Raw genomic sequence first — 23,814 nt, 5'->3', positions numbered from 1 at the left:
CGTTACCAGACCTTGGTCACAGTGATATCAACCTGCTTCAACACTTGACCCTCCATAACAACAACCGCAGAAGGTTCGATGGTGCCTTTATCGTAACGGCCGTAAAGATCACCGAGCTTTGGTGGGCCACCAAACTTGTCGCGCGCGGCCAGGTAATAAGTGCCACCGGCAGGCAGATAGATCAGGTAACTGCCGTCAGGGCCAGTCTTCTCGGAGACGAACTTGGGACGCTCTGACATCTGAACGTGGTCATAAACATGAACCCTTGCATCGATCACAGGCTGACCGTCGCTATCCAGAACTTTGCCGGCAAGACCGGTTCTGGATTCATCAATATCACCGGTAAAGTTACGCTTGTCACCAATCTTGAGCGGAGCAGAGACCTGAAGGTCAACAACGCCACCTTTAACGGTCACCCGCATGAACTCGGAACGGTTGTCTCCGGCAACAACAGGCCCGGACTCTGCACCTCCGGCGCGTTTTCTGGCGACCACCACGTAGTCGCCATCAGGCAACTCGATATCGAAGGCACCGTCTTCTGTCGTTGCTGACGAAATCGCAAAAGCTGGTCCGTAGAGGTCCATGCCAGACTGATAAACGTACAGACGGACCCCCTCCAGGGGCATGGTTACCTGGCCTTTCAGTATCCCCTTTCCAGAGGAAGCCTTCTCTTCAGCAGCCTCCTGATTGCCACACGCGACAAGACAGATAAGAAACAGACTTGAAACCAACACACTGAGCAGACGCATTTTCTTCAATTTAACTCTCCAAAGAATCGTTCTTACGGTTTAAGCAGCACCAGTCTTTCAACAGTACTCGAAGCATAGTGTTCATAAAGTGAATGATCCATAAGGGCCAGACCGAAGGCCACGCCCATTTCATCACCGGGGACAAAGACAACATCGCGCGGGTCACCTGTTTGCAGAGCTCTTCGCAAAGTGACAATCCAGCGGCCATTCTCATAACGAGTTACGGCAGAGACGTCAGCACGTCCACCGACCGGTCGTTTGATCAGGTAACCTGGAGCCCGAGTTCCCGGTGGCCGAAAGCCTTCATCGGCCGGCAGCCTCTCCGCATCATAAACAGGCGCATCACCTTCCGCAAACGGCTTGATTTCGAGGCCACCATTCAATCGGGCACGGGAATTCTCGGTAAAAAGCTCTCCGGGAGTGTCGCCGTGCATGCCCTCCATATCAAGGAAGCGATCGTCGGCGAAGCCGAGCAAGGCGGTGCGAGCGGCTTTCCAGTTCCAGAGGTCAAGCCAGCTCTTTTCCTGAGCCATGCGCATCTTATTGGAGGCATGGAAGTTGGCTTTATTTACGCCAAAATCACTGATGTGGCAAGCATAAGAACAGGAAAAGTTGTTGAACTGTCCCTTAACGTCCCAGAGCAGACCGAAACCGTCTTCCAACTGACCGGTATTCCGCCAGGACTCTCCATCGAACTGCCAATCAAACATTGACTGGTCACGGGTTGCATCTTGCCAGCTCAAGCGCAGGAAAAGTTCGCGGTCGGTGTAAAATGCCCTGACATCGACGGGAACAGGTTCAGGGATTCGCGAGCCATGATGACACGACGCTGTTGAGGTATGAACCGTATCCTCATCAATATCGGTAAAGGTTTGCAGCTTGTGAGGGCGCCCTCCTCTGACGAGAACCGGGCGGGGCAAAGCCCGATTCCAGTCCGAATCTGTCGGCGCCTGTTCGAGCCAAAGAGCATAGGTTTGATCGACAGGCACATCACCGCAACCAGAAAGGCTCAGCAGCAAAACCGCAAGAAGAGATAAAGAGATAAGCGACAAACGAGACACGGCAGATTCCTTGATTTGAAAACAGGGCCCCGAGCTCAACAGAAGGCCACAATTATTCTCAGCAAGGAACGTACCAGAAAAAAAGGCGAAAAGTGTGCGATTTCAACAGGATGACGTACAAGGAGTTGTCTCTCAAGAGGAAGGAAAGACAAGTTTCCGTCGAGGGGTCAATCAATCATGCGATACTTTTCCATCTTGTAACGCAAGGTCGTTCGTTTAATACCGAGAGTTTCGGCCGCCCGGGTCTGTGACCCATCTTCCCTTTGCAACGTCTGGATGATCAGTTGCCTCTCAAGGTCTTCGAGGATGTCGGTCAGGCTACCGCCCTTTTCAGGGATTTGCAGGCAAATCTGGTCATCTCCCTGCATGCCTTGCGGGAAATCCCGCGGTGTCAGAACACTCCCCTTGGAGAGGACCACGGCTCGCTCTATGGCGTTCTGCAATTCACGCACGTTACCCGGCCAATCATGGGCGAGCAAGCAGCTAAGCGCCCGTGGAGACAAATCGGTAATCTTCTTGCCCGTTTCCGCGGTGTATTTCTCCAGAAAAAATCGCGATAGAGGTTCAACGTCTTCACGCCTCGAGCGCAGCGGTGGAACGTTGATGTTAACAACGTTTAAACGGTAATAAAGATCTTCCCGGAAGTGACCATTCTTGACCTGTTCCTCCAGTTTTTTGTTGGTCGCGGCCACGATACGGACATCAACGCTGATCGTCTTGTTGCCACCAACGCGTTCGAACTCGTGTTCCTGGATCACCCGCAGCAGCTTGACCTGTGCGGCCATGCTCATCTCGGCCACTTCGTCGATGAAAAGGGTGCCCTGATCGGCCCTCTCGAAGCGGCCCTTGCGGGTATCGAGAGCGCCACTGAAAGCACCCTTCTCGTGGCCGAAAAGTTCGCTTTCCAAAACACCTTCGGAGATAGCCGCGCAGTTCAAGACAACAAACGGTTTCTCCTTGCGCAGTGAGCTATAGTGAATGGAGCGGGCCAGCAGTTCTTTACCTGTTCCCGATTCACCAGTGATCAGGACATTAGCGTTACTGACCGCAACGGAGGAGGCCATGTCATAAACCTGCTGCATGGCGAGAGAGCCACCGACTATGCCGGAAAAATCGTAGAGCCCCTCCAGTTCCGCATGCAGGTAACGGTTCTCAGCCAACAGGCGTTCGCGTTCAAAAGCCTTGGCAACGGTCAGTTTGATCTCATCATTCTCAAAAGGTTTGGCAATATAGTCGTAGGCTCCAGAGCGCAGCGCCTGCACCGCATTCTCGATTGTGCCATAAGCCGTAATCACTATAATCGGCAGCGAGGGCTCGTACTCCTTGAGTTCTGCAAGCAATTGCAAGCCATCCATTTCTGGCATTTTGATATCGGTGACCACAAGATCAAAACGTTCGCTGGCAACCAGGCGTAGCGCTTCAGCACCGCTGCCCACAGCAGAAGTTTCGTAACCTTCACGGGTCAGAACACGGCTCAACAGGCGGCGCATGCCGTCTTCATCATCAACTACAAGAATTCGTTCAGAGGCCATATTGATTATCTAACACTCAACATTAATCGAGCACAAAAGGGATCACTATTTAAGATCACAATAAACCTTGTTCTTGCCGTCCTTCTTGGCCTGGTACATCAGATCATCCACTTTTTGCAACAAAGCCTTTGTATCCGCACCATGGTCAGGAAGTGCAGCAACACCGACGCTCACAGTAATCCCATGGGTTTTGGTTATCCCGGTCAGAAAACGTGGGGATTCTGTCTCAACAAAGATTCGGATACGCTCAGCTACCTTGACGGCTTCAGCCAGAGGTGTTTCAGGCAACAGGGTCACGAATTCCTCTCCACCATACCTGAAGAGAGAATCGCAGTCTCGCAACAGCTCTTTGAGCATGATAGCCATCTCCTGAAGAACAATATCGCCGTTCGGGTGACCATAGGTGTCATTAAACTTCTTAAAGTCATCGACATCAAGGAGGATAACGGCCAAGGGCTTGGAATAACGGTTGGCGCGAGCCACCTCTTCGATAAATGTTTTTTTGAATTGCCTATGGTTGTAAAGACCCGTCAATCCATCGGTACAGGCAAGCTGAAGGGTTCGCGCGTGCAAACGGGCGTGATCGATGCTCATGGTGGCAAAAGAAGAGAGTACAGATAAAAGCTCCAATTTCTCGTTATCAAATTCCCGCGGTTTGAAATCATCCAGGTAAAGGACTCCTATGGTCCTCTTGTGGATTTTAAGCGGGACAGCGATCAGAGAGCGAATTCCTTCCTCTATGGCCAGAGGATTTGTGAAGAAATCCGTGCTCGCCGTATCATCAACAATGAACACCTCGCCACGTTCCAGGATCTTGTAGGTCAACCCCCCCGGCTTGACTCGCCAACGATCAAGAGCGACAAACTTGTCGCTGAGCCCGGCATGTGCATGCAACTCAAGCTGGTAATTATTTGCATCATACAAGGCGACAGAACCAGCAGGCATATCCATCACCGACATGGCGCTATGGAGAATATTCTGTAGCACTTCATCAAGGTCCAACGAGGAGACAACGATCTGGGCTACGTTCAGAATCCCCTTAAGCCCCTGAACCTGGGCAACCAGTTTACTACCATCAGCCTCTTTCATAATAGTCCAGCTCTCCCCCTCATGAGACTCTTAATCATTACGAACGTTCAACAGATAAATAAAATCTTATAATACTTCTCCAGAAGAATATAAACAAGTAGCTCAGTAGCATAAGAATCTGAATTTATTACATGCATGGATTTAAGGCAGGATAAAGCGCCCAGCAGCAGCCGATTCATCAACACACACAGAATAGACATGACCTTAGATCTATACCTTGAGCTGTTACAAAACGACCTCTTCCACAAAATGTAAAATTCTGATAAAACGATGTCGCAATGATTCTATTGCTGTCCCCCAACTTGTGAGGAGTCCCCATGTCCACAAAAACAAATTATAACCGCCGAGGCTGGGTGATGCTAACGGTTCTCATCCTGCTATTAAGTGTTCTGCCGGCATTCGCTGGGGTAAATGACCTGTTCGGCAAAAAAGAGCTAGACGAAACAGAGCGTCAGGAAACCATTGAGCGCATCGACAGCATTCAGGAAAAGCTGAAACTGCTGCAGGATAAATTGCGTGCTCTTGAGCGCCGCAAAGCTGCCAAGGCTGCCGCGCAAAAATCAGAACAGGCAGCAGGAGCTCTCTCAGCGACGCCCGTACAGATCAACTGGCAACCCATTGACGATTCGGTAACCAACCCCGGTGAGTTTGGCCTTTATACCTATCTGTTGTTCAAAGGTGATCTCTCAGACAGCAGCGCTGTCGGAGCCCTGGAGGATTTCATCCTGACGATTGAAACCCTGCCGGAGAACGACATCCCCACCGGACTGGCCAACCGCTTCCTGGTCCCTGTTGAAAAACCGCAATCGACGATAAACCTCGGCCGCCAACCTTACGACTTCAAACTGAATGAGGCCTACCTCAGTCGTCTCGCTTTACAGGACCAGCTGAGCAATGGCCCGATCCTGGTCTCCCTGCGTCAGCCCCTCGACCCTTATGGGACAGACCAGAGCCCCGCCTTCCTTGCTGTCAGCTTCGGCCGTCAGAATCCACAGCGGGCCCTGGAACTGGCCAAGATCTGGCAAAACCAGGAGAAAGACGCCATCAGCAACAAAAGCCACCCAATCTCTGACCTTTTCTGGGAGCTCATTGATGGCGCGGGGCCAACCCAGGTTGTCCGCTATCAGGAGCATGTCCTGCTCGTTCTGCCACAGCAATGACCACGTGGGAAGAGTCTTGCCACCGTTGCGGACTCTGCTGTTTTGAAAAATCAGTCGACCCTAAAGGCCGGTTCTTTACAACGAAGACACCCTGCCGGCACCTCGACATCGTCAGCCGAGAATGTCGCGTTTACGACAAACGCCTCGAAGTCGGAGAAGGTTGCGTCAAGCTAACCCCTGAAATTGTTGAAAAAGCCGACTGGCTGCCCGAGGGTTGTGCTTATCTTACGATCTCGGGACGAAAGACGGGGGACGAGGAGAACAATTAAAACCTTTAACGCAATGGCGCCGGGAAAAACGAGGCAAGACGCAAAGAATAAGCTATGAGTCCGCAACCAGGATCTATTTTACTAGTGTCACTATAAATTTTGCGTCCTTGCGTTACGCTTTTACCAAGTTTTCCCATAAAAGGTCCCTTCCTTAAATATCAAGAGGGAACAGCTTGAGCCAACATAGCGAACAGAAAGCAAAACTGGGCTGGTGTCTCTACGACTGGGCGAACTCGGCATTTGCCACAGTCGTTCTGGCCGCGGTCCTGCCGGTCTATTTTGCAAGTCTCGTCCCTGCCCGGGGGGTAAATCTCTTCTGGAGTTCTCAACCGATTCCTGCAACAGCCCTCTGGGGTTATGTCGTCTCATTGTCTATGGCGATTGTTGCCATCTCTGCCCCCGGCCTGGGCAATCTGGCCGACCGGAGAGGCTGGCGTAGACGCCTGCTGATCATCTTCTGCCTGCTCGGCTCGCTTGCCACCTGTGGCCTCTTCTTTGCCGGCCCGGGGCAGTATTTACTCGCAGCGGGTCTCTTCATCCTCGCCAACATCGGCTTCGCAGCCGGCAACATCTTTTACAACGCCTACCTGCCTGACCTGGCCACCGGGCATGAAGCTGATCAACTTTCCGCGCGCGGCTTTGCTCTCGGCTACATCGGCGGCGGCTTGATGCTGCTGATCGTCTTTCTGATGATCCAGAAGCATGCATGGTTCGGCATACCCGACCAGGGCAGCGCGACCCGGTTGGGCTTTCTTCTCACTGGTGTCTGGTGGCTGGCTTTTGCCCTCCCCGCCTTCAGCTGGTTGAAAAGTGTAGCTGTCACTTCACACGCACGTCATGCGCTGCGCACTCCACGTGATTACCTGAGAACCTTCGCCGATCTGCGTCAGTATAAACATCTTGGCCGTTTTCTGATCGCTTTCCTGCTTTACAATGACGGCATCCAGACCATCATCGCTGTCTCGGCCATCTTCGCCCGTGAAGAACTCGGTTTAGGGACAGGAACGATTTTCGGTTGTTTTCTGATGATCCAGTTTGTCGCTATGCCCGGGGCTCTGCTCTTCTCACGTCTGTCCAGTCATTTGAACACCAAGCGGGCAATACTGATCAGCCTCATGCTCTTTACTGCGATCACTGTTTACGCTTCAGTTATGAAGAGTGCTACAGAATTCTGGCTTCTCGGCTTCGCTGTTGCAATTGTGCTTGGGGGTAGCCAGGCTCTCAGCCGTTCACTTTTCTCAAGCATGGTGCCTAAAGCTCGAAGCGCTGAATTCTTTGGCTTCTATGCAATCAGTTCAAAGTTTGCTTCTATTTTTGGCCCTCTCACCTTTGCCCTTCTTATCGAGTTGACCGGCTCGAATCGAATCGCCATTCTCGCTTTGGCCGGCTTTTTTGTTGTTGGGATCCTGCTCCTTGTCGGAGTGGATACAGAACAAGGCAGGCTGCAAGCTGAATCTAGCGGTAGATAATTCAAAACCACAGAGATTGGGCAAAAAAAGCCCCACAGTCAGGAGTGAGCTGCGGGGCAAAGAGTTTGTGAGTTTTGCTATAGGAGGTAGCACATGAAGAACTATGTTCCTGCGCAATACATTACCTTTTTGGCTACCTTTGCCAACAAAAAATACTTGCGGGCTTCCAGCAAGAAAAATTAAGTCGCTCAGCCCTTGCGAATTCGTGGGTCAGCCAGAGCATAACTGATATCCGCCAGCAAATTACCGATCAGGGTAAGAACGGCACCAATCACCAGGATGCCCATAATCAATGGGTAATCACGCATCAGGACACCATCGTAGAAAAGCTTTCCCATGCCGGGGATGGCAAAGATGGTTTCGAAGATAACGCTACCGCCGATCAGGCCTGGCACGGAAAGACCGAGGATTGTAATGACCGGCAACAGGGCGTTTCTCAAGGCATGCTTGTAGATGACAACTCTTTCCGACAAACCCTTGGCACGGGCGGTAAGAATGTAATCCTGTCTTATTACTTCAAGCATGTTGGAGCGCATATAACGGGAGAAGCCGGCCAGGCCACCGAACGCCGAGACAAACACAGGCAGGATCAGGTGGTGAGCCATGTCCCAGACCTGCCTGCCGGAGCTCATGTAATCGTAGCCGATCGATTTGAGCCCTGCGACCGGAAAGAGCCCTAACCGAACTCCCAGGTAATCCATGAGGAGCAGCGCCAGCCAGAAAGAAGGCATGGCGAAGCCGAGAAAAACAAACACAGTCGTACTGCGATCAAACATGCTGTTACGACGCACGGCGGAGAGAATCCCTATCGGCACCGCAACCACCAGGATGACCGCTATTGAGAGAACATTGATGAGGATGGTGATCGGCATGCGCTCTCCGACCTTCTCCAACACAGGACGATGGTCCTGGGCGAAAGACTCACCGAAGTCGAGCGTTGCGACCTGCTTCAACCAGAGGCCGTATTGCACATAAAGAGGCTTATCAAGGTTATAACGCTCTCGCAACCGATCACGCATCTCAACACTGGATTTAGGGTTGAGATCAGTCTGCATGTCAGTCGGCTCGCCAGGCGCCAAATGGATGACCACGAAGCTGATCAGCGTGATGCCGATCAGCAGGGGGATCATCATAAACAACCTTTTAGTGAGATAAATGAGCATGGCTTTAGAGTTGTTCTCTTCTACTGAAATTAAACATTCTACAATTGGTAAGAGGTACGCGTGACGAGGTCCGAGGGGAATCTGAAGCCTTTGACTTTCGCATACCTCGCACCTCGTTCCTCGTGCCGATGTTTATCCCTAACGAGTATACTTCTGTTCGCTTTTGGGCACCCACCAATAATTAAAGTTATGGCTGATCCCCGCGGGAGAAGGTTCTATACCACGGATCCGATTGGCAACGGCCGGCAAAGCCTCGCCCACATAGAGGAAAGTATAAGGCTGCTCCTCAGCAAGAATCTCCTGGAAACGATCGTAGATTAGCTTACGCTCTTCCTGATCGAAGGTCCTTCTCCCCGTCTCCAGCAACTCATCAACTTCCTGGTTACTGAACTTGACGAAGTTGAGCTCACGCGGCGCTGTTTTACTTGAGTGCCAGATATTATACTGATCAGGCTCCGGTCCGCCACTCCAACCGAGAATTGTGGCATCGAAGTTCCCCGGGAAGATGAATTCCTTCAGGAACGTCGCCCACTCGACGACGCGAATTTCGACACTGACGCCAACCTCTTTGAGGCGACGTTGAATGATTTCAGCGGTTTTTGAACGCAAATCATTGCCCTGGTTGGTGACAATGGTAAAGGCCAGCCTTTCACCGTCCTTGTCCAGCACACCGTCGTCATCACTGTCAGCCCAACCCGCCTCAGCAAACAGGGAACGTGACAACTCCGGGTTATAATCGTAACGTTTGACCTTGGCGTTATAAACCCAGGTGTCCGGCTTGTATGGTCCTGTTGCCGCCTGACCGAGCCCCAGCAGGACTCCGTCTATCAACTCCTGTTTATTAATGGCGTAGGAAATGGCCTGGCGAACGCTCTTATCCTGAAAGAGCGGTTTGGTCAGATTATAGCCGAGATAAGTGTAACTGAAAGACAGGTAACGGTATTTGTTAAATTTGCGTTTAAACGCCGGAGTGTCGGTCTGAGTACTGTACTGAATCGGTGTCAGCCCCATGTAATCCAGGCCACCGGATTGTAATTCAAGGAACTGGGTCGAAGAATCAGGAATAACACGATAGACGATACGATGGAGATAGGGCTGGCCTTCAAAGTAGTCGGGGTTGGCAAGTAACACCACCTTCTCTCCGGCATCCCACTTGACGAACTTGTACGGTCCGGTGCCTATCGGGCTACGTGAGAGAGGGCTCTTGGTAATCTCTTCGCCTTCAAGCAGATGCTTGGGATGAATCGATGTTCCCCAGCTTTCCAGAGCCGGAGCATAGGGTTTTTCGTAAGTCACTCGAAAAGTGTAGGGATCGGGGGCTTCAGCCTTGGCAACCTGCAGGAAGTCTTCAGCATAGGAGGTCGGCACATCCGGGTTGATATAAAGTTGGTAAGTAAAGAGGACATCGGCACTGGTAAAAGGGGCGCCGTCATGCCAGGTAACATCTTTACGCAGATGGAAGGTAAAGGAGAGTTTGTCTTCAGAAATCTCCCAGGATTCTGCCAATTCACCTTCCAGCTGCAGGTTTTTATCGTAACGAATCAGGCCGTTGTAGACCTTGCCGTTGATATCACTTGAGGCGGAGTCGGAGGCAAGCACCGGCAGAAGATTATTTGGTTCGCCAATAGACGCCTCGATAAAGGTGTCGCCATGGGTCGGCTTTGCCGCCTCACCTTCTGCAGGAATGACAGCTTCTTGCTGCTCACAGGCAACGGTCATGAATAACAGAATAAAAATAAGTAGATATCTCACAAACACCCCTTAGGAGTTAGACGTGAATCCTGCTCAGAAAACTTTCTTCAATCGGGCAAATACACAACACGTGCACCTGCAGGGGGAGCGACCTTAAAGAGCTCCGGGCGAATTTGACCATTTGTTTCTACATCTGAAAAGTCCAGGCTTACCGTTGCATATTTCTCAGGGATCTCCAGAGTCAACAGCTTCGGATAAGAGCTTTTCGACTCAGAAAATTCTGCATACTGAACCTTCAGGAACAGATTATTGTCTTGGAAATATGACACCTCTATCAACTCCTGCATTTCATTAAAAATAAATTCCTGCCGCTTTAAGGTACCGCTATGAATCAATAACCAGCCGCCGGTCTTGAGTGTGAAAGCTTCTTTTTTCCAGGATTCAATCATCTGGGGCTGATACAAGAGAACACCGACAAGATCAGACAACGCCAAAGGCAGGTTTACGAACATGCCCAGATTCTCAGGGCTCGATGACCCTTGATAGTAAATGTTTTGGGCCGGCAGCAAGGCACCCATTTTTTCGCCATCGGCGACCAGAAGAAGCAGGGGCACTCCAAAAGGGCTGAGAGTCTCTGCCCGCAGTCGATCCGGCCTCTCAACCAGGAGAACCTGGTTTGCACTGATGTTATTCAGAGGGGCTTCCAGCTTTAATTTTGCCAGGCCCTGAATGGAGTTTATACTGAGAGCCTTATCGCGCCATTTCTGCATGAGCGCATCAGCAAAGTCAGGACTGACAGGCGGGCCGAGCTCAGGGCGCAAGGGGACACAGGAAGCCAGAAAGATGACAAGAAGAGTTAATGCAGGCAGCAAAACACGCCGTGGCAAGATCAACCTGTCACAGCGAGTCAGCAAGAGTTTCAAGTTTTTCACGAAGCTTATCGTTATCCGGCGCCAACTGCAGAGATCTCTCAAATGCAGTGCGCGCCTGTTCGAGGTTACCTAAAGACAGATGAATCTCTCCGAGATGTTCGAAAATGACAGCATCCTCTGAAAGTTCGCGGCTGGCCTCCTCAATGATCTTGAGCGCCTCTATCAAGCGGCCCATGCGGTAATAGACCCAGCCAAGGGTATCCATGATATGCGGTGCGGGGTTCAGAGCAATAGCCCGCTCAGCATAGTGCAGAGCCTCATCAAGATTTTTATTCTTAACAGCAAGATCATAAGCGAGAAAGTTCAGGGCTTCTGCATGCTTGTCATCAAAGCTGAGAAGAGTCTTCATCTCCTGGGCCGCCTCCTGGTGACGGCCAGCCCGTTCCAGAATCAAGGCTTTCTGATAAAGAAGGTCGGTATTTTCCGGATACAATTCGAGGCCATTGCCTACTGTCGACAACGCGAGGTCGCCCTGTCCCTGAGCCATGTAAAGAGAAGCAAGGTAATTAAAGAGTTGCGGGCGAGGTCTTCCCGAAGCCATTCTCATCTCTAGTGTTGAGATAGCTTCTTCGACACGATTGGTTTCAAGATAGATGTAGCCGATGTGAGAAATTGCATCATCGTAAAAGGAAGAACCACTCTCAATGCCTAGAAAAGCCTCTAAGGCAAGCTCCCATTTGGAGTCTCGTTCATAAGCTGTCCCCAGGTAGTAACGAGCGGTTTCAAGGTCCGGCTTCAGCTCAAGCATCTCCCTGAATACGGCGACCGCATCAGACCAACGCTGCTGCTCCAGGTAGATAAGACCAATCTTGCGACGGGCATCAAAATCATCCGGCTTGAGTTCGACAATGATGGCGAGCTCTTCAAGGGCGTCGTCATAGCGATTCATTCCCACGTAGACTCTTGAGAGATGATGACGCAAGGTAAAATCGAGAGGTCTTTGTTGCTGGACCTCGGAGAATACATCCAGCGCCTTCTGCCACTCTTTAAGCTCTTCGTAAAGAAGTCCCAACTCGAGGTAGGCCTGGTCGACGTCGGGGCTGCGACGAATTAACTCAAGATACTCTTCTACAGCCAACTGGTTTAAATCTATCTCACGGTAGAGACGAGCCATAGCCAAGCGAGCAGGCAGGGAATCAGGGTCTTGCTTGAGGATCTCTTTGAGCTCGGCAGAGGCGAGATCAACAGAGCCGGTACGGACCAGTGCTATCGCCAGATGCAGACGGACCTGTTCTTTTTCAGGAGCAAGCTCAAGGACACGACGGAAGTAAGGAATCGCTTCAGCAGGCTGCCGATTACTGAAGTAAGCATTTGCCAGTGTCAGGTTGCCCCTGACGGAATCAGGGTTTCGCAGGAGGATATCCTCCACCGTGCGCACCGTTTCCTCGGGTTGATTCATCGCGAGATAAAGCTCAGCGAGCTCAAAACGCAGATCTTCATCGTCAGGGTCGAAATCGACAGCTTTCAGAAAATCAGCGGCGGCACCTTCAAAGTCATCCTCGGCCAACAGCATCCGGCCCCGAGAATAGTAAAAATAGGCATTTGACTGAGGTTCATTGAGGAGGGAGACGTAAGGAGCCTGATCCTTAGATGTTTGATTTTCACCGTGAACATCTGCAGCCACGCATCCACAAATCAAAAACAGGAGCAGGAAAGTATATTTATGGAGGCAGGCCGGGTACATATGCATTTCCGTTAGAGGTAATCAGCTTAAATGAAAGTAGCACAGTGACAGGACATGGTCAATCTATAGGCGGCCTGGCGAAGAACCCTTTACATGCTCATATCTTCTGATAATCTTTAAGAAAATTAGTACAATAGCAGCTTGGAATTTACTTGTAAAAAGGGTTAAGATAAGACAATTGGTACAAGCGAAACTATTCTGAATCAGCAGGCATGAGAGGGGCGGGCTTCATCTTTAAGAAACAGTTTTTAAATATGATCGCTATCGACATCATCGTTAACGACTGTAACCCAAAGGCAACTTTTTACGGGCCAGCGACAAACCGTGAGCAGACATCATGAAAATGGAGAGAAAACTGCCATTAACAGATGCCTGGGTGATCTGGTTCCTCCTTGGCATAGTAATGCTCAACTACCCTTTCCTGCACATATTCAACAAGAATGTGCTGGTGTTCGGGATTCCTTTGACCCTCCTGTATTTTTTCATTGGCTGGCCGATTTCAATTTTTGTCATCTACCTTTTCTCTATTTACCTTGGCCAGGATTCAGCTCAGGACAGTTCTATCAACGACCAGCAAAGAGGCTCTGACGAGGAGACTCCATGATCCCTGTCTCTCTGGTCGTCTTGACATCCCTTCTCTATTTTGGAGTGCTTTTTGGTGTCGCCTTTTACGCCGACCGCCAGCGCAAACGTGGCCGAAGCGTGATTGACAACGCAGCAGTATACTCTCTCTCTCTGGCGGTTTATTGCACATCCTGGACATTTTACGGCAGCGTTGGGCGTGCAGCAACGACCGGGATCGACTTCCTTACCATCTATCTCGGCCCGACCCTGATTGCCTTCTCCTGGTGGTTCCTGCTTCGCAAAATAGTCCGGATCAGCAAAGAGCAGAACATCGTAAGTATCGCGGACTTTATCTCCAGCCGTTACGGCAAGTCTTCTGCCCTTGGTGCAATCGTCACGATCTTTGCTGTGCTTGGCATCATGCCTTACATCGCTCTTCAGCTGAAAGCCGTTGCCCGTACCTTTGACCTGCTTGTCTACCCTTTCGCGACCACCGGCACGACCCATATTCTGCCCAAGTTCGACCTGCACTTTGACTCCGCGCTAGTCGTCGCCATGATCCTTGGACTATTCGGGGTGCTGTTCGGTGCTCGACATCTCGATGCTTCTGAGCGACATGAGGGGCTGGTTGCCGCCATAGCATTGGAATCGGTGGTTAAAATAGTCGCGTTTATGGCTGCGGGTCTCTTTGTCACCTACGGCTTGTTTGATGGCTTTGGGAATATTTTTACGGAATTTCTGACCCGCTTTCCTGAACGAGAACATCTGTTACGCCTTGGAACCACCGAGAATTCATATGCCCACTGGATGTCCATGACGATCATTTCGATGATGGCCGTTATGTTCCTGCCTCGTCAGTTTCATATCATGGTTATTGAGAATTGTCGCGAGGAGCATATCCGCAGCGCAATGTGGCGCTTTCCTGCATACATGCTGCTCATCAACCTGTTTGTCATCCCGATTGCCCTGGGTGGTCTTTTACTGAACCATGGCAGCACCCTCAATGCGGACTTTTTCGTTATCACCCTGCCCTTGCAGCACGGCCACCCCTGGCTGGCACTGCTGGTTTTCATCGGTGGGTTCTCTGCTTCGGCCGGTATGGTGATGGTCTCGTCTGTGGCTCTGTCGACGATGATTCTTAACCATCTCCTCATGCCGATCATCCTCAAAGTTCACACCAAAGCACAGAACCTTTCGAGGCTCCTCATCAACCTGAAGCGCCTCGGCATCATCGCCGTCATCTTTCTTGGCTACCTGTATTACCGGCTACTCGGTGAATCAGCAGCGCTGGTTAATATTGGCCTGATCTCTTTTGTTGCGGCGACCCAGTTTGCCCCCGCCGTCATCGGCGGCCTCTACTGGCGGCAGGCAACACGTCGCGGCGCGACCATCGGCCTCACCCTTGGCTTCATCGTCTGGTTCTACACCTTACTGGTTCCCACCTTTGTGCAATCCGGTTGGATGAGTGCTTCAATCGTTGAGCAGGGTTTATGGGGATTAACCATCCTCAAACCGACCGAACTGTTCGGCTTGAGCGGTTTTGATTTATGGACACATTCCCTGTTCTGGACGATGTTCGTCAACCTCGGCAGCTACCTTACGATCTCACTGCTCACCAAACCATGTGAAGCCGAGTTGGATCAAATTCGTAAGTTCGTCGACGTTTATAACCCACTGCCCATCATGATGGAGAGGACGCGAATTACCAGGGCTCCGACTGTCATCGAGTTCGTCGATTTGATGGCTAAATTTATCGGCGAAAAACAAGCCCATACTTCAATCAGCGCCTACCTTGGTGATAGTGAAATAGACGAGAAAGGAAGTCTGTCAGAGGATGAACTCCCCAGGCTCAAACGCTTCACAGAGTTGACCCTGGCCGGCTCTGTCGGGGCAGCACCAGCTCGCATTATCATCGACAAATACCTCTCGGCGCGGGGCAGTCATATGGAAGATGTGTTCGACCTGTTCGGCTCGGTCAACATCAGCAGAACGGCCAGTCGCGAGCAACTGGGAGTGCTTTACGAGGCGGCCCACACCGTTGCCAGCGGCAATGATCTGCAGTCCATCCTCGACGAAATTCTTAAAATCTTTACAGATCAGTTTAAATTCGATCTCTGCGTCATCCGCATCCTCGATGAAGAGCGTCAGACTCTGACTGTCCGCAGTCAACGCGGTATGACCTCAGAACATTTCGGTGAGTCAGAACGTGACCTGACGACAGACACATTTATCGGCGAGACCTATCTGACCAACAATGTCAGTGTCGTCAATGACTCTGACTTCATCAGCAAGCCCCAAACTGCAGAGATAATACATCGCGAAAAGATTCTCTCATTTGCTCATGCTCCGATTGCCGTAGAAGGTCAACCGATAGGTGTGCTATCTGCATTCTCACGCACAGCAAAAGGAATCTTTACCAGCGAGTTTGTGGAACTCTTCACCAGTCTCGCCAGTCAGGTCGGAGTCGCCTGGCGCAACGCCCAGCAAACCGACCGCTTGATCACTGCACGCGAACAACAAAGAGAGCTCGCCATTGCCAAGGATATTCAACTGGGCCTCTTGCCGATCAAGGTTCCGGATTTTCCCGGTGTTCGCCTGGGTGGACTCTGTATCCCGGCCAAAGAGGTCGGCGGCGACTATTATGATTACCTGATCCATGAAGATGGGCGTTTGGACCTAGTGATCGCAGACGTCTCAGGTCACAATGTTGGTGCTGCGCTTATCATGGCAGAAACACGAACACTGATCAGGTCGCGTAGCGATAAATTCACAAAACCACATGAACTGTTGAGAGAACTTAACCAGTTTTTCTATGATGACCTGACCAGGGCCGAGCTTTTCATCACACTCTTTTACCTGCAATACCAGGCAGGAACCCGTGAAATTTCATTTGCCAGCGCCGGTCATTCTCCAACCCTGCTGTGGCAAGCCAGGAAACAGCAATGTCTGAGACTAGATCCGGAGGGTTTGATTATCGGCGTCAAAGAAGAGTTCACTTATGAACAGGAATCATTGACGCTGGAAGACGGGGATATCCTGTTGCTCTATACCGATGGCGTGATTGAGGCGGAGAACGAGAGCCATGAACTCTTTGGTGAAAAGCGCCTGGTAGAGCTGCTCAGTGAAAAGCATCAACTGGCGCCACAGGAGTTGATCGATTACATAGTCGAACAGGTGCGTATTTTCTCTGGGCATCACAACTTCCAGGACGATGTATCGCTGGTCGTCATGCAAGCTACCCAGCAATAATCCACGAGAATAAGGAACCGGTGTTAAAGAGAATTTTCTTCAAAGATCGAGTGATGTGATAATATATCTGCATGGACTGCTTATACTTGTAAGCTTTCCAATTTTTCGGCCAAGGAGTATGAAATGAATTTGCAGATCGAAGACAAGGGCGCAGCTGTTCTACTGGCGATCGATGAGGAGCGTCTCGACGCTCATAACAGTGGAGAGCTGAAGAACCAGATGTTAAAGCTGTTCGAAGAAGGCAAAAATAACCTGGTTGTCGACCTGCAGGCGGTACGATTTGTCGACTCTTCCGGCCTCGGTGCCCTGGTTTCAGGTTTTAAAAACGCCAGCTCACGTAACGGCAATCTAAAACTATCCGGGTTGCAGCTTCAGGTAAAATCGATGTTTGAATTGACCCGCCTGCACCGGGTCTTTGAAATCTACGCCGACTCTGCTGAGGCGCTGTCAAGCTTCCAGCAATAGTCTTTCTCCAGGAAGCATACTCTGTCTTCAACCAGGCCCAAAGCCATGATGACTGACCGGATTGCTGTCGACATAAAAGTTCCTAATCAGACGCGTTATCTTTGCCTGATCGGACATATCGGCGAGAATATTGCGCGGACCCTGCGTGATTATAGCGGAGATCGTGAAAAACTGGCCTTCGACCTCAACCTGGTGTTGACCGAGGCCATGGCGAACGCCATCCAACACGCGAACGAGGACAACCCGGCCAAAGAGGTCCACATTGAAATCAGTATTGTCTCCCAACGCTTGATTATTCGGGTCTTCGATTTCGGCACCGGCTTTGATGTCCATCAGTATATCAAACCGAGCCTCCCCCTCGATGAACACGGTCGCGGTATCTATCTTATCCATACTATTATGGACGAAATATCATATAATCCGACAGAGAAAGGGCACGTTCTGGAGATGGTTAAAAATTTAAACTGAAGGTATCCTTACAGCAAACAAAGAGGGCGCTCCTGATATCCAGGTAGCGCCCTTTTTCTTTCGGACTTATAACTCAAACAAAGGTTGTAAGGGGTTAACACAAAGGCGCAAAGGGGTAGAAAAAGCCCGCAAAGAAGACCTCTTCAAAAGCGAAGATAGTCACCCTTTCTGTCTTTCTTGGCTTTTCTTAGCGTCTTTGCATTGGTCTTTCGCCTCTTCCCCGTAGAGCAACAGCTTAACCAGATCATTGTGATGACCCAGCTTTACATCAGCCTTCAAACCACCACGATAGTTGGCAAAAGGCATGCCCGCCTCCTGGGCCGCAGCCTGGTCAAGCTCGGAGTCACCGACAAACAGCAGTTCGTGCATAGCGCACTGCAAACGTTTTGCCGCCTCATGTAGCATGTCAGGCGCGGGTTTGGGACGCTCTACGTCACGACTGGTGACGACCGTATTAAAATAGCCGCTCAATCCAAAATGCTCAAGAATGCTCGGCATACTATAACCACGGTTCGTCGCAACCGCGAGAGGGTAGGAGACAGAGAGTTTGGCCAAGGCCTCCTGCATACCGGGCTCGGGAGACATCAAAGGAATGAACTGCCGATAATCCAGCTCTGAAGCTAAAGAAAGAGCCAGCGGCGTCCGCTCGACACCCAAAAGCTGGCTAAAAACATGAGGGCTGGCCGCAGTGTGACAGAGATGCGCCCGGGCTTGGTCAGATTCCTCAACGTGGGGCTCATCAAAATGGGTTAGAATCGCATTATAATAGGCCAGATTGGCTCTGCGACTCTCAAACAGGACACCGTCGCAATCATAGATAATAGCGCGAATGCGATTCATCGCGTGGCCTTGAAACGATAAATATAGATGAGGCCGCACAGACCGAAAAGAATCATCGGCAGAGAAAGCAGCTGCCCCATGGTTGCCCCACCCCAGAGGAAACCAAGATGAGCGTCCGGTTGACGAACAAACTCAACCAGGAAACGGAAAAGTCCATAACCGATAAAAAAGCAGAAAAAGGGCACGCCTTCTTTAACCTTGCGACGATGGAGCAGATAAAGAATCAGAAACAACACGAGGCCTTCCAAAAAGGCCTCATAGAGCTGACTCGGGTGCCTGGGCAATTGACCGCCGCCGGGGAACACCATCCCCCATGGGAGATCAGTGACCCTTCCCCAGAGTTCACCGTTGATAAAGTTGCCAACCCGCCCCAAGCCAAGACCGATCGTAGACGAAGTGACAAGAATGTCACCTGCCAGAAGCATCGGAAGTTGGCGTCGCCAGCAGAAGAAGACCGCGGCAAGCACAACACCAAGCAAACCACCGTGAAAGCTCATCCCACCTTGCCAGACGGCAAAAACTTCCAACGGCTTCGAAAGATATTGGCCAGGGTTATAGAAAAGCACATAACCCAGACGGCCACCAAGGACTACGCCAATAACACCATAAAAAAGTAAATCCGAGACGCCCTCTTTGCTCAGGGCGAGATTGCGCATACGTGACAGATGCGTAATCAGCAGGTAGGCAGCACCAAAACCAAGCAGGTACATCATGCCGTACCAGCGAATGGCAAGGGGGCCGATCTGAAAGATAATCGGATCAATTTGTGGGAATGACATCATAGCGGCGTTACAATACCTTATCCTTTGAGACCGTTCAAGGAGACATCCAGTTGCTTGAGGATATAGGAGAAATCATTCGGCAATGGTGCAGTGAAGGTCATTTTTTCGCCGGTGACAGGATGAATAAAAGAGAGCGCCCGGGAATGCAGCATCTGACGAGGAACATCAACACCCGTTATCCTCTGCGGTCCACCATAAGCGGTATCGCCCAACAGAGGCAGTCCGGCTTCAGAGAAATGTGCCCGGATCTGATGTGACCGGCCTGTTATCAGCAGGACTTCAACCAGACTGGCCTGTTCCATACTTTGCAGCGTGCGATAAAGAGTATCTGCCTGCTTGCCTCCTCGTTCGACAGAAACCATAAGGTTTGTCGATCGCCTTTTCGCCAACTGGGAGGAGAAGTGTCCCTCATTTGTCTCAGGTTTTCCTGTGACCAGCGCCCAGTAGACTTTATCAACATCACGACCACGAAAAGCCTCGGTCATCTTCTTGTGTGCACGCTTGTGAATCGAGAACACCATGACCCCGGAGGTGTCAAGATCAAGGCGTTGAACCATTCCTATACTCGGCTTCTGTCCTCTGCTCTTCTGCTCCTGCAGAAGGTTTTGCAGCTCGGCGTACACAGTGCCCTGGTATCTTGATGGAGCCGGCTGGGTTGCCATACCGGCAGGCTTGTCGATCACAATCAGATCCTGATCCTGATACAGGATCTGCCTCTTGTCCAGCTTCATTGGCACTAAAGGCTGTCTGTCTATAAAGACCTCAACACCCTGACCGGTAGAGACGGTCTGACTACATCTGCGCATCCTGCGACCGGCAAGGTGCACCCCTCCGATATCGATAAAGCGTTTTGCCAGGCTTCGTGAAAAGGCCTCGTGCGCTTCAGCGAGATAATGATCGAGGCGCAGACCATTATATTGTTCATCAACAGTAAATCGGTAGGCACCCGGCTTAGGTGTTTTGTATTGATTGGTCATAAGAGAAAAGTAACCAGGCTCTCAATAATATGATTAGAATCATTGAAGAGAAAAACTTGAAAAATAATTGAAACGCTAACAACTCGTTATGATTAACATAATCAAATAGCAATTGAAAGTGCCTGAAAAATAGAAGTTCTTTTCGTTGACAGAAGACAACCCTGTGCTAGCATGAAAGTAAGTTTTGGTGTTCTTTGACAACCTCTGGAATGTACGAAATGTCCCTGACTGTGCTGGCCAACTGAACGATTTTTTGCCCGAAGTCGGGTCGCTGTGAGCAAGCCCGCCCAAGAGCGGGAAGCCTAAAGCACCCAACCTGGGTATCATTCGACTCTAAAAGGCTCTCTCAAAGGAATAAAAACGGCATTCTGGAGGTTGTGATTAACCCCCCAACATTATCAAAATTTACAAACAAACGCGGCCCCGTATCTGAAAAACGGGGCCGCGTTGACGTATAAACTATTTAAAGCCTGGAATGTGCAAATCAGGAGATATTAACCCGCTCACGCAACTCTTTACCTGTTTTAAAGAAAGGGGTTTTCTTCGCAGAGATTTGCACGATATCGCCGCTTTTAGGATTACGAGCTTCACGGGCTTCACGTTCACGCACGGTAAACGAACCAAAGCCACGAATCTCAACGCGATCACCTCCGACCAAGGCGCCACCGATACTGTCAAAAATTGAATTTACAATCAGTTCAGCCTCACGCTTATTGAGCACCTCATTTTCCGTTGTCAGTTGTTCAATCAGCTCACTCTTAGTCATGGCAAACCTCCTAATTAAATCCTGGCCAAAGATATTGCAGCCCTACCGCACGTTGTTTCTGTAAGGCAAATTGTAGTTTTTGTATTGCTTCTTCTATAAAAAGATCAATGAACTTGGGACTTTTACCCGGAGGATAAACGACATTGGGTTCACCGTCAATACCGGCAAGTTCGGCGGCACGCCGAATGGCAACATCAAGATTACCCATCCGGTCCACGAGCCCCATATCCATGGCCCTGCGACCGGAGAAGATTCTGCCGTCAGCGATCTTGCGAACGGCCTCTTCATCGAGCTTGCGACCCACGGCGACAGAAGCCACGAACTGGCTGTGGACATCGTCGATCAAATCCTGAAGGATCTCACGTTCCAGAGACGTCATCACACGAGAAGGCGAACCAATATCTTTATATTCACCACTTTTTACAACGACACTGCTGAGACCGATTTTATCGAGCAGCTCCTGAAAATTCGTGAACTCCATAATGACGCCTATACTGCCGGTTATCGTTCCAGGGTTGGCAACGATTTCACGAGCAGAAGCCGCTATATAATAGCCACCGGAAGCAGCAACGGAACCCATTGAAACAATGACAGGTTTTGTTGCATCGATGGCTTTCACTTCGTCATGGATTTCCTGGGACGGACCAACGCCGCCTCCTGGAGAATCGATACGGAGTACAATGGCCTTGATGTTGTCATTATCACGAAAACCATGAAGCTGTTCGATGACTTGTCGAGAATCAGCAATAGCACCAAAAACTTCGACAACACCAATCTTGTCGCCAATCACGAAGTTGGCGGGACGCCCCATGAAACTGGCAACAGTAACCGCCAGGGCCAGGAAGAAAACAAATATGCCTGCTAAAAGGGCTGATGCCAGCAGAAAGGGACGTTTCTTCATGGATTGTCCTAAAAAAAGCGCGTTTCCACAGACAGTGAAAACGCGCTAAAGGTTTTAACTGAATTACTCGGGTGAGTCCTCGCCGTTACGATCCATGGCACCTTGCAACAGAGCACCGAGGTTTGAGGTCGCCTGCTTCTGTGCGCCGAGGAACTCCTGAACTTCTGCCTTTTCTTTATGGCTGTTCAGTTGCTTGACAGAGAGCGCGATCTTCCGATCCACCGTGTCAACATTGAGAACGGCGGCTTCAAACTCATCGCCAACATTCGCAATATCCTTGGGGCTTTCCACTTTTTCCTGGCTCAGTTCAGAGACATGGATCAAGCCTTCAATACCTTCTTCGATCTCGAGGAAGACACCGAAGTCAGTAACCGAAGTCGCCTTGCCGCGAACAATGGTCCCCGGAGAGTACTTGACAGGAATTGATTCCCAGGGATCAGGAGTCAACTGCTTGAGACCAAGTGAGAAGCGCTCGTTGTCGCGATCGATATTCAGAACGACTGCCTTAACGGTATCGCCCTTCTTGAAAATCTCGGAAGGATGCTTAACACGCTTGGTCCAGGAAAGATCAGAGATATGAACCAGACCGTCGATTCCCTCATCAACACCGATAAAGACACCAAAATCAGTGATGTTCTTGACCTGGCCTTCGATAATAGTACCGATCGGGAACTTCTCGCCAATCACTTCCCAGGGATTCGGCTCGATCTGCTTGAGTCCGAGGGAGATACGGCGATTAGGAATATCCAGGGCCAAGACAACAGTCTCAACCTCGTCACCTACCGTAAGAAGCTTGTTTGGGTGCTTTATACGCTTGGTCCAGCTCATTTCAGAGACGTGAATCAGGCCTTCAACGCCATCTTCCAACTCAACGAATGCGCCGTAGTCCGTGAGGCTCACGACTTTGCCCTTAACCTTACCACCAACCGGGTAAACGCTTTCAACTTCCAGCCATGGATCAGGAGTAATCTGCTTCAGGCCGAGAGAAACACGCTCACGTTCGCGGTCGTATTTAAGAATTTTGACTTTAATCTTCTCACCAACAGAGAGAACATCCGAAGGGTGGTTAACGCGACCCCAGGACATATCCGTGATGTGCAGCAAGCCGTCAATGCCGCCGAGATCAATAAAGGAACCGTAATCGGTCAGGTTCTTGACGATACCCTCAACTTCCTGACCTTCAGAAAGTGTTTCGAGAGTGTCAGAACGCATACTTTCCCGTTGCTCTTCAAGGAGAACACGACGCGAGAGGACGATATTACCGCGTCTTTTGTTCAGCTTGATAATCTTGAAGTCGAAGCTCGCACCGAGCAACTTCTCAAGATTACGAACCGGACGCAGGTCAACCTGGGAACCGGGCAGAAAGGCATTGATGCCGATATCGACTGTCAGGCCACCTTTAATGCGCCCAACGATCTTACCTTCAACAACCGCACCTTCTTCAAGTGAACCCCAGATTTTCTGACGGTCCGCTTTTTCTTTGGAGAGACCGATGAGGCCGCTATCATTCTCACGACGCTCAAAGAGGACATCGACTTCATCACCGACTTTAATGTCGATTTTGCCTTCTTCGTCCTTGAACTCATAGAGAGGGATAACCCCTTCCGACTTGTAACCAACATCGACGACCACGTGGTCGTCTGTGACCTGTACAATTGTACCGAGCACTACGTCGCCTACGTTGAGCTCTTGCATGCTGCTTTCGAACATCTCTTCGAAAGACTGCTCCATGTCAAGATCCTCGTCCATCTCCATACCTTCTACTTCTTCGTTTGTGTTTTCGTTACTTTCCATTATTAACCAGTTACCCCCTAGCAAATTCCGCCGTAAAAACGGTGGTATGGCTCTTAGGCCATGGTCGGCGAACATAGCACAGCCTCAGGTAAAATTCAAACCTTTATTTTCCGTACAGAAGCGGGATTTGAAGTAGGGGTTAAGCGGGCAATTAAGCGGGTTGAGAGGGTCTTGAAAAATGACGGTAAAGTTAAAGGTGAAGAACCTG

At 50.5% G+C, this 23,814-nt stretch carries 21 protein-coding genes and 1 other RNA gene; 8 read left to right on the top strand and 14 right to left on the bottom strand.

Translation table 11 applies throughout. From position 1 onward, the window contains the following. Nucleotides 1–2: 2 nt before the first annotated feature. From P9J64_00390 to P9J64_00375, 4 genes are all read right to left on the bottom strand, one after another. Nucleotides 3–758 (bottom strand): hypothetical protein, encoded by a 756-nt coding sequence (locus P9J64_00390; protein ID MDG5466772.1) that lies wholly within the window; start codon nucleotides 756–758, stop codon nucleotides 3–5. Nucleotides 759–781: 23 nt separating this feature from the next. After that, complete coding sequence (locus P9J64_00385) at nucleotides 782–1,810, bottom strand: ethylbenzene dehydrogenase-related protein (protein MDG5466771.1); 1,029 nt, start codon at nucleotides 1,808–1,810, stop codon at nucleotides 782–784. A 167-nt stretch (nucleotides 1,811–1,977) separates the two neighbouring features. Continuing rightward, a complete protein-coding gene (locus P9J64_00380) occupies nucleotides 1,978–3,342 on the bottom strand; it encodes a sigma-54 dependent transcriptional regulator (protein ID MDG5466770.1) in 1,365 nt (454 codons plus the stop codon). A gap of 45 nt (nucleotides 3,343–3,387) precedes the next feature. Continuing rightward, a complete protein-coding gene (locus tag P9J64_00375; GenBank protein ID MDG5466769.1) occupies nucleotides 3,388–4,431 on the bottom strand; it encodes a sensor domain-containing diguanylate cyclase in 1,044 nt (347 codons plus the stop codon). 317 nt (nucleotides 4,432–4,748) lie between these two features. On the opposite strand from P9J64_00375, the gene P9J64_00370 reads away from it, so the two are divergent. The 3 genes from P9J64_00370 to P9J64_00360 all read left to right on the top strand — a co-directional run bounded on the left by P9J64_00370 (nucleotide 4,749) and on the right by P9J64_00360 (nucleotide 7,329). Further along, the gene (locus tag P9J64_00370; GenBank protein MDG5466768.1) at nucleotides 4,749–5,591 is read left to right on the top strand and encodes a hypothetical protein; all 843 of its coding nucleotides are present in this window, start codon (nucleotides 4,749–4,751) and stop codon (nucleotides 5,589–5,591) included. Further along, nucleotides 5,588–5,860 carry a hypothetical protein gene (locus tag P9J64_00365; protein ID MDG5466767.1) on the top strand — a complete coding sequence of 91 codons (273 nt, stop codon included), beginning with the start codon at nucleotides 5,588–5,590 and terminating at the stop codon, nucleotides 5,858–5,860. The genes P9J64_00370 and P9J64_00365 overlap by 4 nt, the downstream gene beginning before the upstream one ends. A gap of 173 nt (nucleotides 5,861–6,033) precedes the next feature. Further along, on the top strand, nucleotides 6,034–7,329 hold the full coding sequence (locus P9J64_00360; protein ID MDG5466766.1) for an MFS transporter: 1,296 nt from the start codon (nucleotides 6,034–6,036) through the stop codon (nucleotides 7,327–7,329). Between the two features lie 188 nt (nucleotides 7,330–7,517). Here the strand turns inward: P9J64_00360 and P9J64_00355 are convergent, their stop codons facing one another. The 4 genes from P9J64_00355 to P9J64_00340 form a co-directional block, all read right to left on the bottom strand. After that, nucleotides 7,518–8,492 carry an ABC transporter permease gene (locus P9J64_00355; GenBank protein ID MDG5466765.1) on the bottom strand — a complete coding sequence of 325 codons (975 nt, stop codon included), beginning with the start codon at nucleotides 8,490–8,492 and terminating at the stop codon, nucleotides 7,518–7,520. A 138-nt stretch (nucleotides 8,493–8,630) separates the two neighbouring features. Then, complete coding sequence (locus tag P9J64_00350) at nucleotides 8,631–10,211, bottom strand: peptide-binding protein (GenBank protein ID MDG5466764.1); 1,581 nt, start codon at nucleotides 10,209–10,211, stop codon at nucleotides 8,631–8,633. Nucleotides 10,212–10,291: 80 nt separating this feature from the next. Then, the gene (locus P9J64_00345; protein ID MDG5466763.1) at nucleotides 10,292–11,116 is read right to left on the bottom strand and encodes a DUF4292 domain-containing protein; all 825 of its coding nucleotides are present in this window, start codon (nucleotides 11,114–11,116) and stop codon (nucleotides 10,292–10,294) included. Continuing rightward, a complete protein-coding gene (locus tag P9J64_00340) occupies nucleotides 11,082–12,806 on the bottom strand; it encodes a tetratricopeptide repeat protein (protein ID MDG5466762.1) in 1,725 nt (574 codons plus the stop codon). The genes P9J64_00345 and P9J64_00340 overlap by 35 nt, the downstream gene beginning before the upstream one ends. Before the next feature lie 331 nt (nucleotides 12,807–13,137). Here P9J64_00340 and P9J64_00335 point away from each other — a divergent pair, with 331 nt between their 5' ends. From P9J64_00335 to P9J64_00320, 4 genes are all read left to right on the top strand, one after another. Beyond that, nucleotides 13,138–13,404, top strand: a complete 267-nt coding sequence (locus tag P9J64_00335) for a hypothetical protein (GenBank protein MDG5466761.1) — start codon at nucleotides 13,138–13,140, stop codon at nucleotides 13,402–13,404. Next, nucleotides 13,401–16,613: a SpoIIE family protein phosphatase gene (locus P9J64_00330; protein ID MDG5466760.1), complete on the top strand. Its 3,213-nt coding sequence runs from the start codon at nucleotides 13,401–13,403 to the stop codon at nucleotides 16,611–16,613. Before P9J64_00335 ends, P9J64_00330 begins: the two co-directional genes overlap by 4 nt. Before the next feature lie 123 nt (nucleotides 16,614–16,736). Then, entirely contained in the window at nucleotides 16,737–17,078 is a 342-nt protein-coding gene (locus P9J64_00325; GenBank protein MDG5466759.1) for an STAS domain-containing protein, read from the top strand. Between the two features lie 45 nt (nucleotides 17,079–17,123). Continuing rightward, nucleotides 17,124–17,546, top strand: a complete 423-nt coding sequence (locus tag P9J64_00320; GenBank protein ID MDG5466758.1) for an ATP-binding protein — start codon at nucleotides 17,124–17,126, stop codon at nucleotides 17,544–17,546. A gap of 159 nt (nucleotides 17,547–17,705) precedes the next feature. Here P9J64_00320 and P9J64_00315 read toward each other — a convergent pair whose 3' ends face one another. The 3 genes from P9J64_00315 to P9J64_00305 are packed head-to-tail and all read right to left on the bottom strand — an operon-like array spanning nucleotide 17,706 to nucleotide 20,145. Further along, entirely contained in the window at nucleotides 17,706–18,386 is a 681-nt protein-coding gene (locus tag P9J64_00315; protein ID MDG5466757.1) for an HAD-IA family hydrolase, read from the bottom strand. Then, nucleotides 18,383–19,165: a prolipoprotein diacylglyceryl transferase gene (lgt, locus tag P9J64_00310; protein ID MDG5466756.1), complete on the bottom strand. Its 783-nt coding sequence runs from the start codon at nucleotides 19,163–19,165 to the stop codon at nucleotides 18,383–18,385. Before lgt ends, P9J64_00315 begins: the two co-directional genes overlap by 4 nt. A gap of 20 nt (nucleotides 19,166–19,185) precedes the next feature. After that, nucleotides 19,186–20,145, bottom strand: a complete 960-nt coding sequence (locus tag P9J64_00305) for an RluA family pseudouridine synthase (protein MDG5466755.1) — start codon at nucleotides 20,143–20,145, stop codon at nucleotides 19,186–19,188. Between the two features lie 198 nt (nucleotides 20,146–20,343). Between P9J64_00305 and ssrS the strand changes: the two genes are divergently transcribed. Beyond that, nucleotides 20,344–20,524, top strand: a non-coding RNA gene (gene ssrS / locus P9J64_00300) — 6S RNA. A 105-nt stretch (nucleotides 20,525–20,629) separates the two neighbouring features. Here the strand turns inward: ssrS and P9J64_00295 are convergent. From P9J64_00295 to P9J64_00285, 3 genes are all read right to left on the bottom strand, one after another. Then, a complete protein-coding gene (locus tag P9J64_00295; protein ID MDG5466754.1) occupies nucleotides 20,630–20,911 on the bottom strand; it encodes an integration host factor subunit beta in 282 nt (93 codons plus the stop codon). A 10-nt stretch (nucleotides 20,912–20,921) separates the two neighbouring features. Then, nucleotides 20,922–21,812 carry a signal peptide peptidase SppA gene (sppA, locus tag P9J64_00290; protein MDG5466753.1) on the bottom strand — a complete coding sequence of 297 codons (891 nt, stop codon included), beginning with the start codon at nucleotides 21,810–21,812 and terminating at the stop codon, nucleotides 20,922–20,924. Nucleotides 21,813–21,875: 63 nt separating this feature from the next. Further along, the gene (locus tag P9J64_00285) at nucleotides 21,876–23,606 is read right to left on the bottom strand and encodes a 30S ribosomal protein S1 (protein ID MDG5466752.1); all 1,731 of its coding nucleotides are present in this window, start codon (nucleotides 23,604–23,606) and stop codon (nucleotides 21,876–21,878) included. Nucleotides 23,607–23,814: the final 208 nt, after the last annotated feature.

It is taken from the genome of Deltaproteobacteria bacterium IMCC39524 (assembly GCA_029667085.1).
Classification (GTDB): Bacteria; Desulfobacterota; Desulfuromonadia; order Desulfuromonadales; family BM103; genus M0040.
Note: the sequence above shows the minus strand (reverse complement) of the source record. Positions and strands in the feature narration are given on the sequence as shown.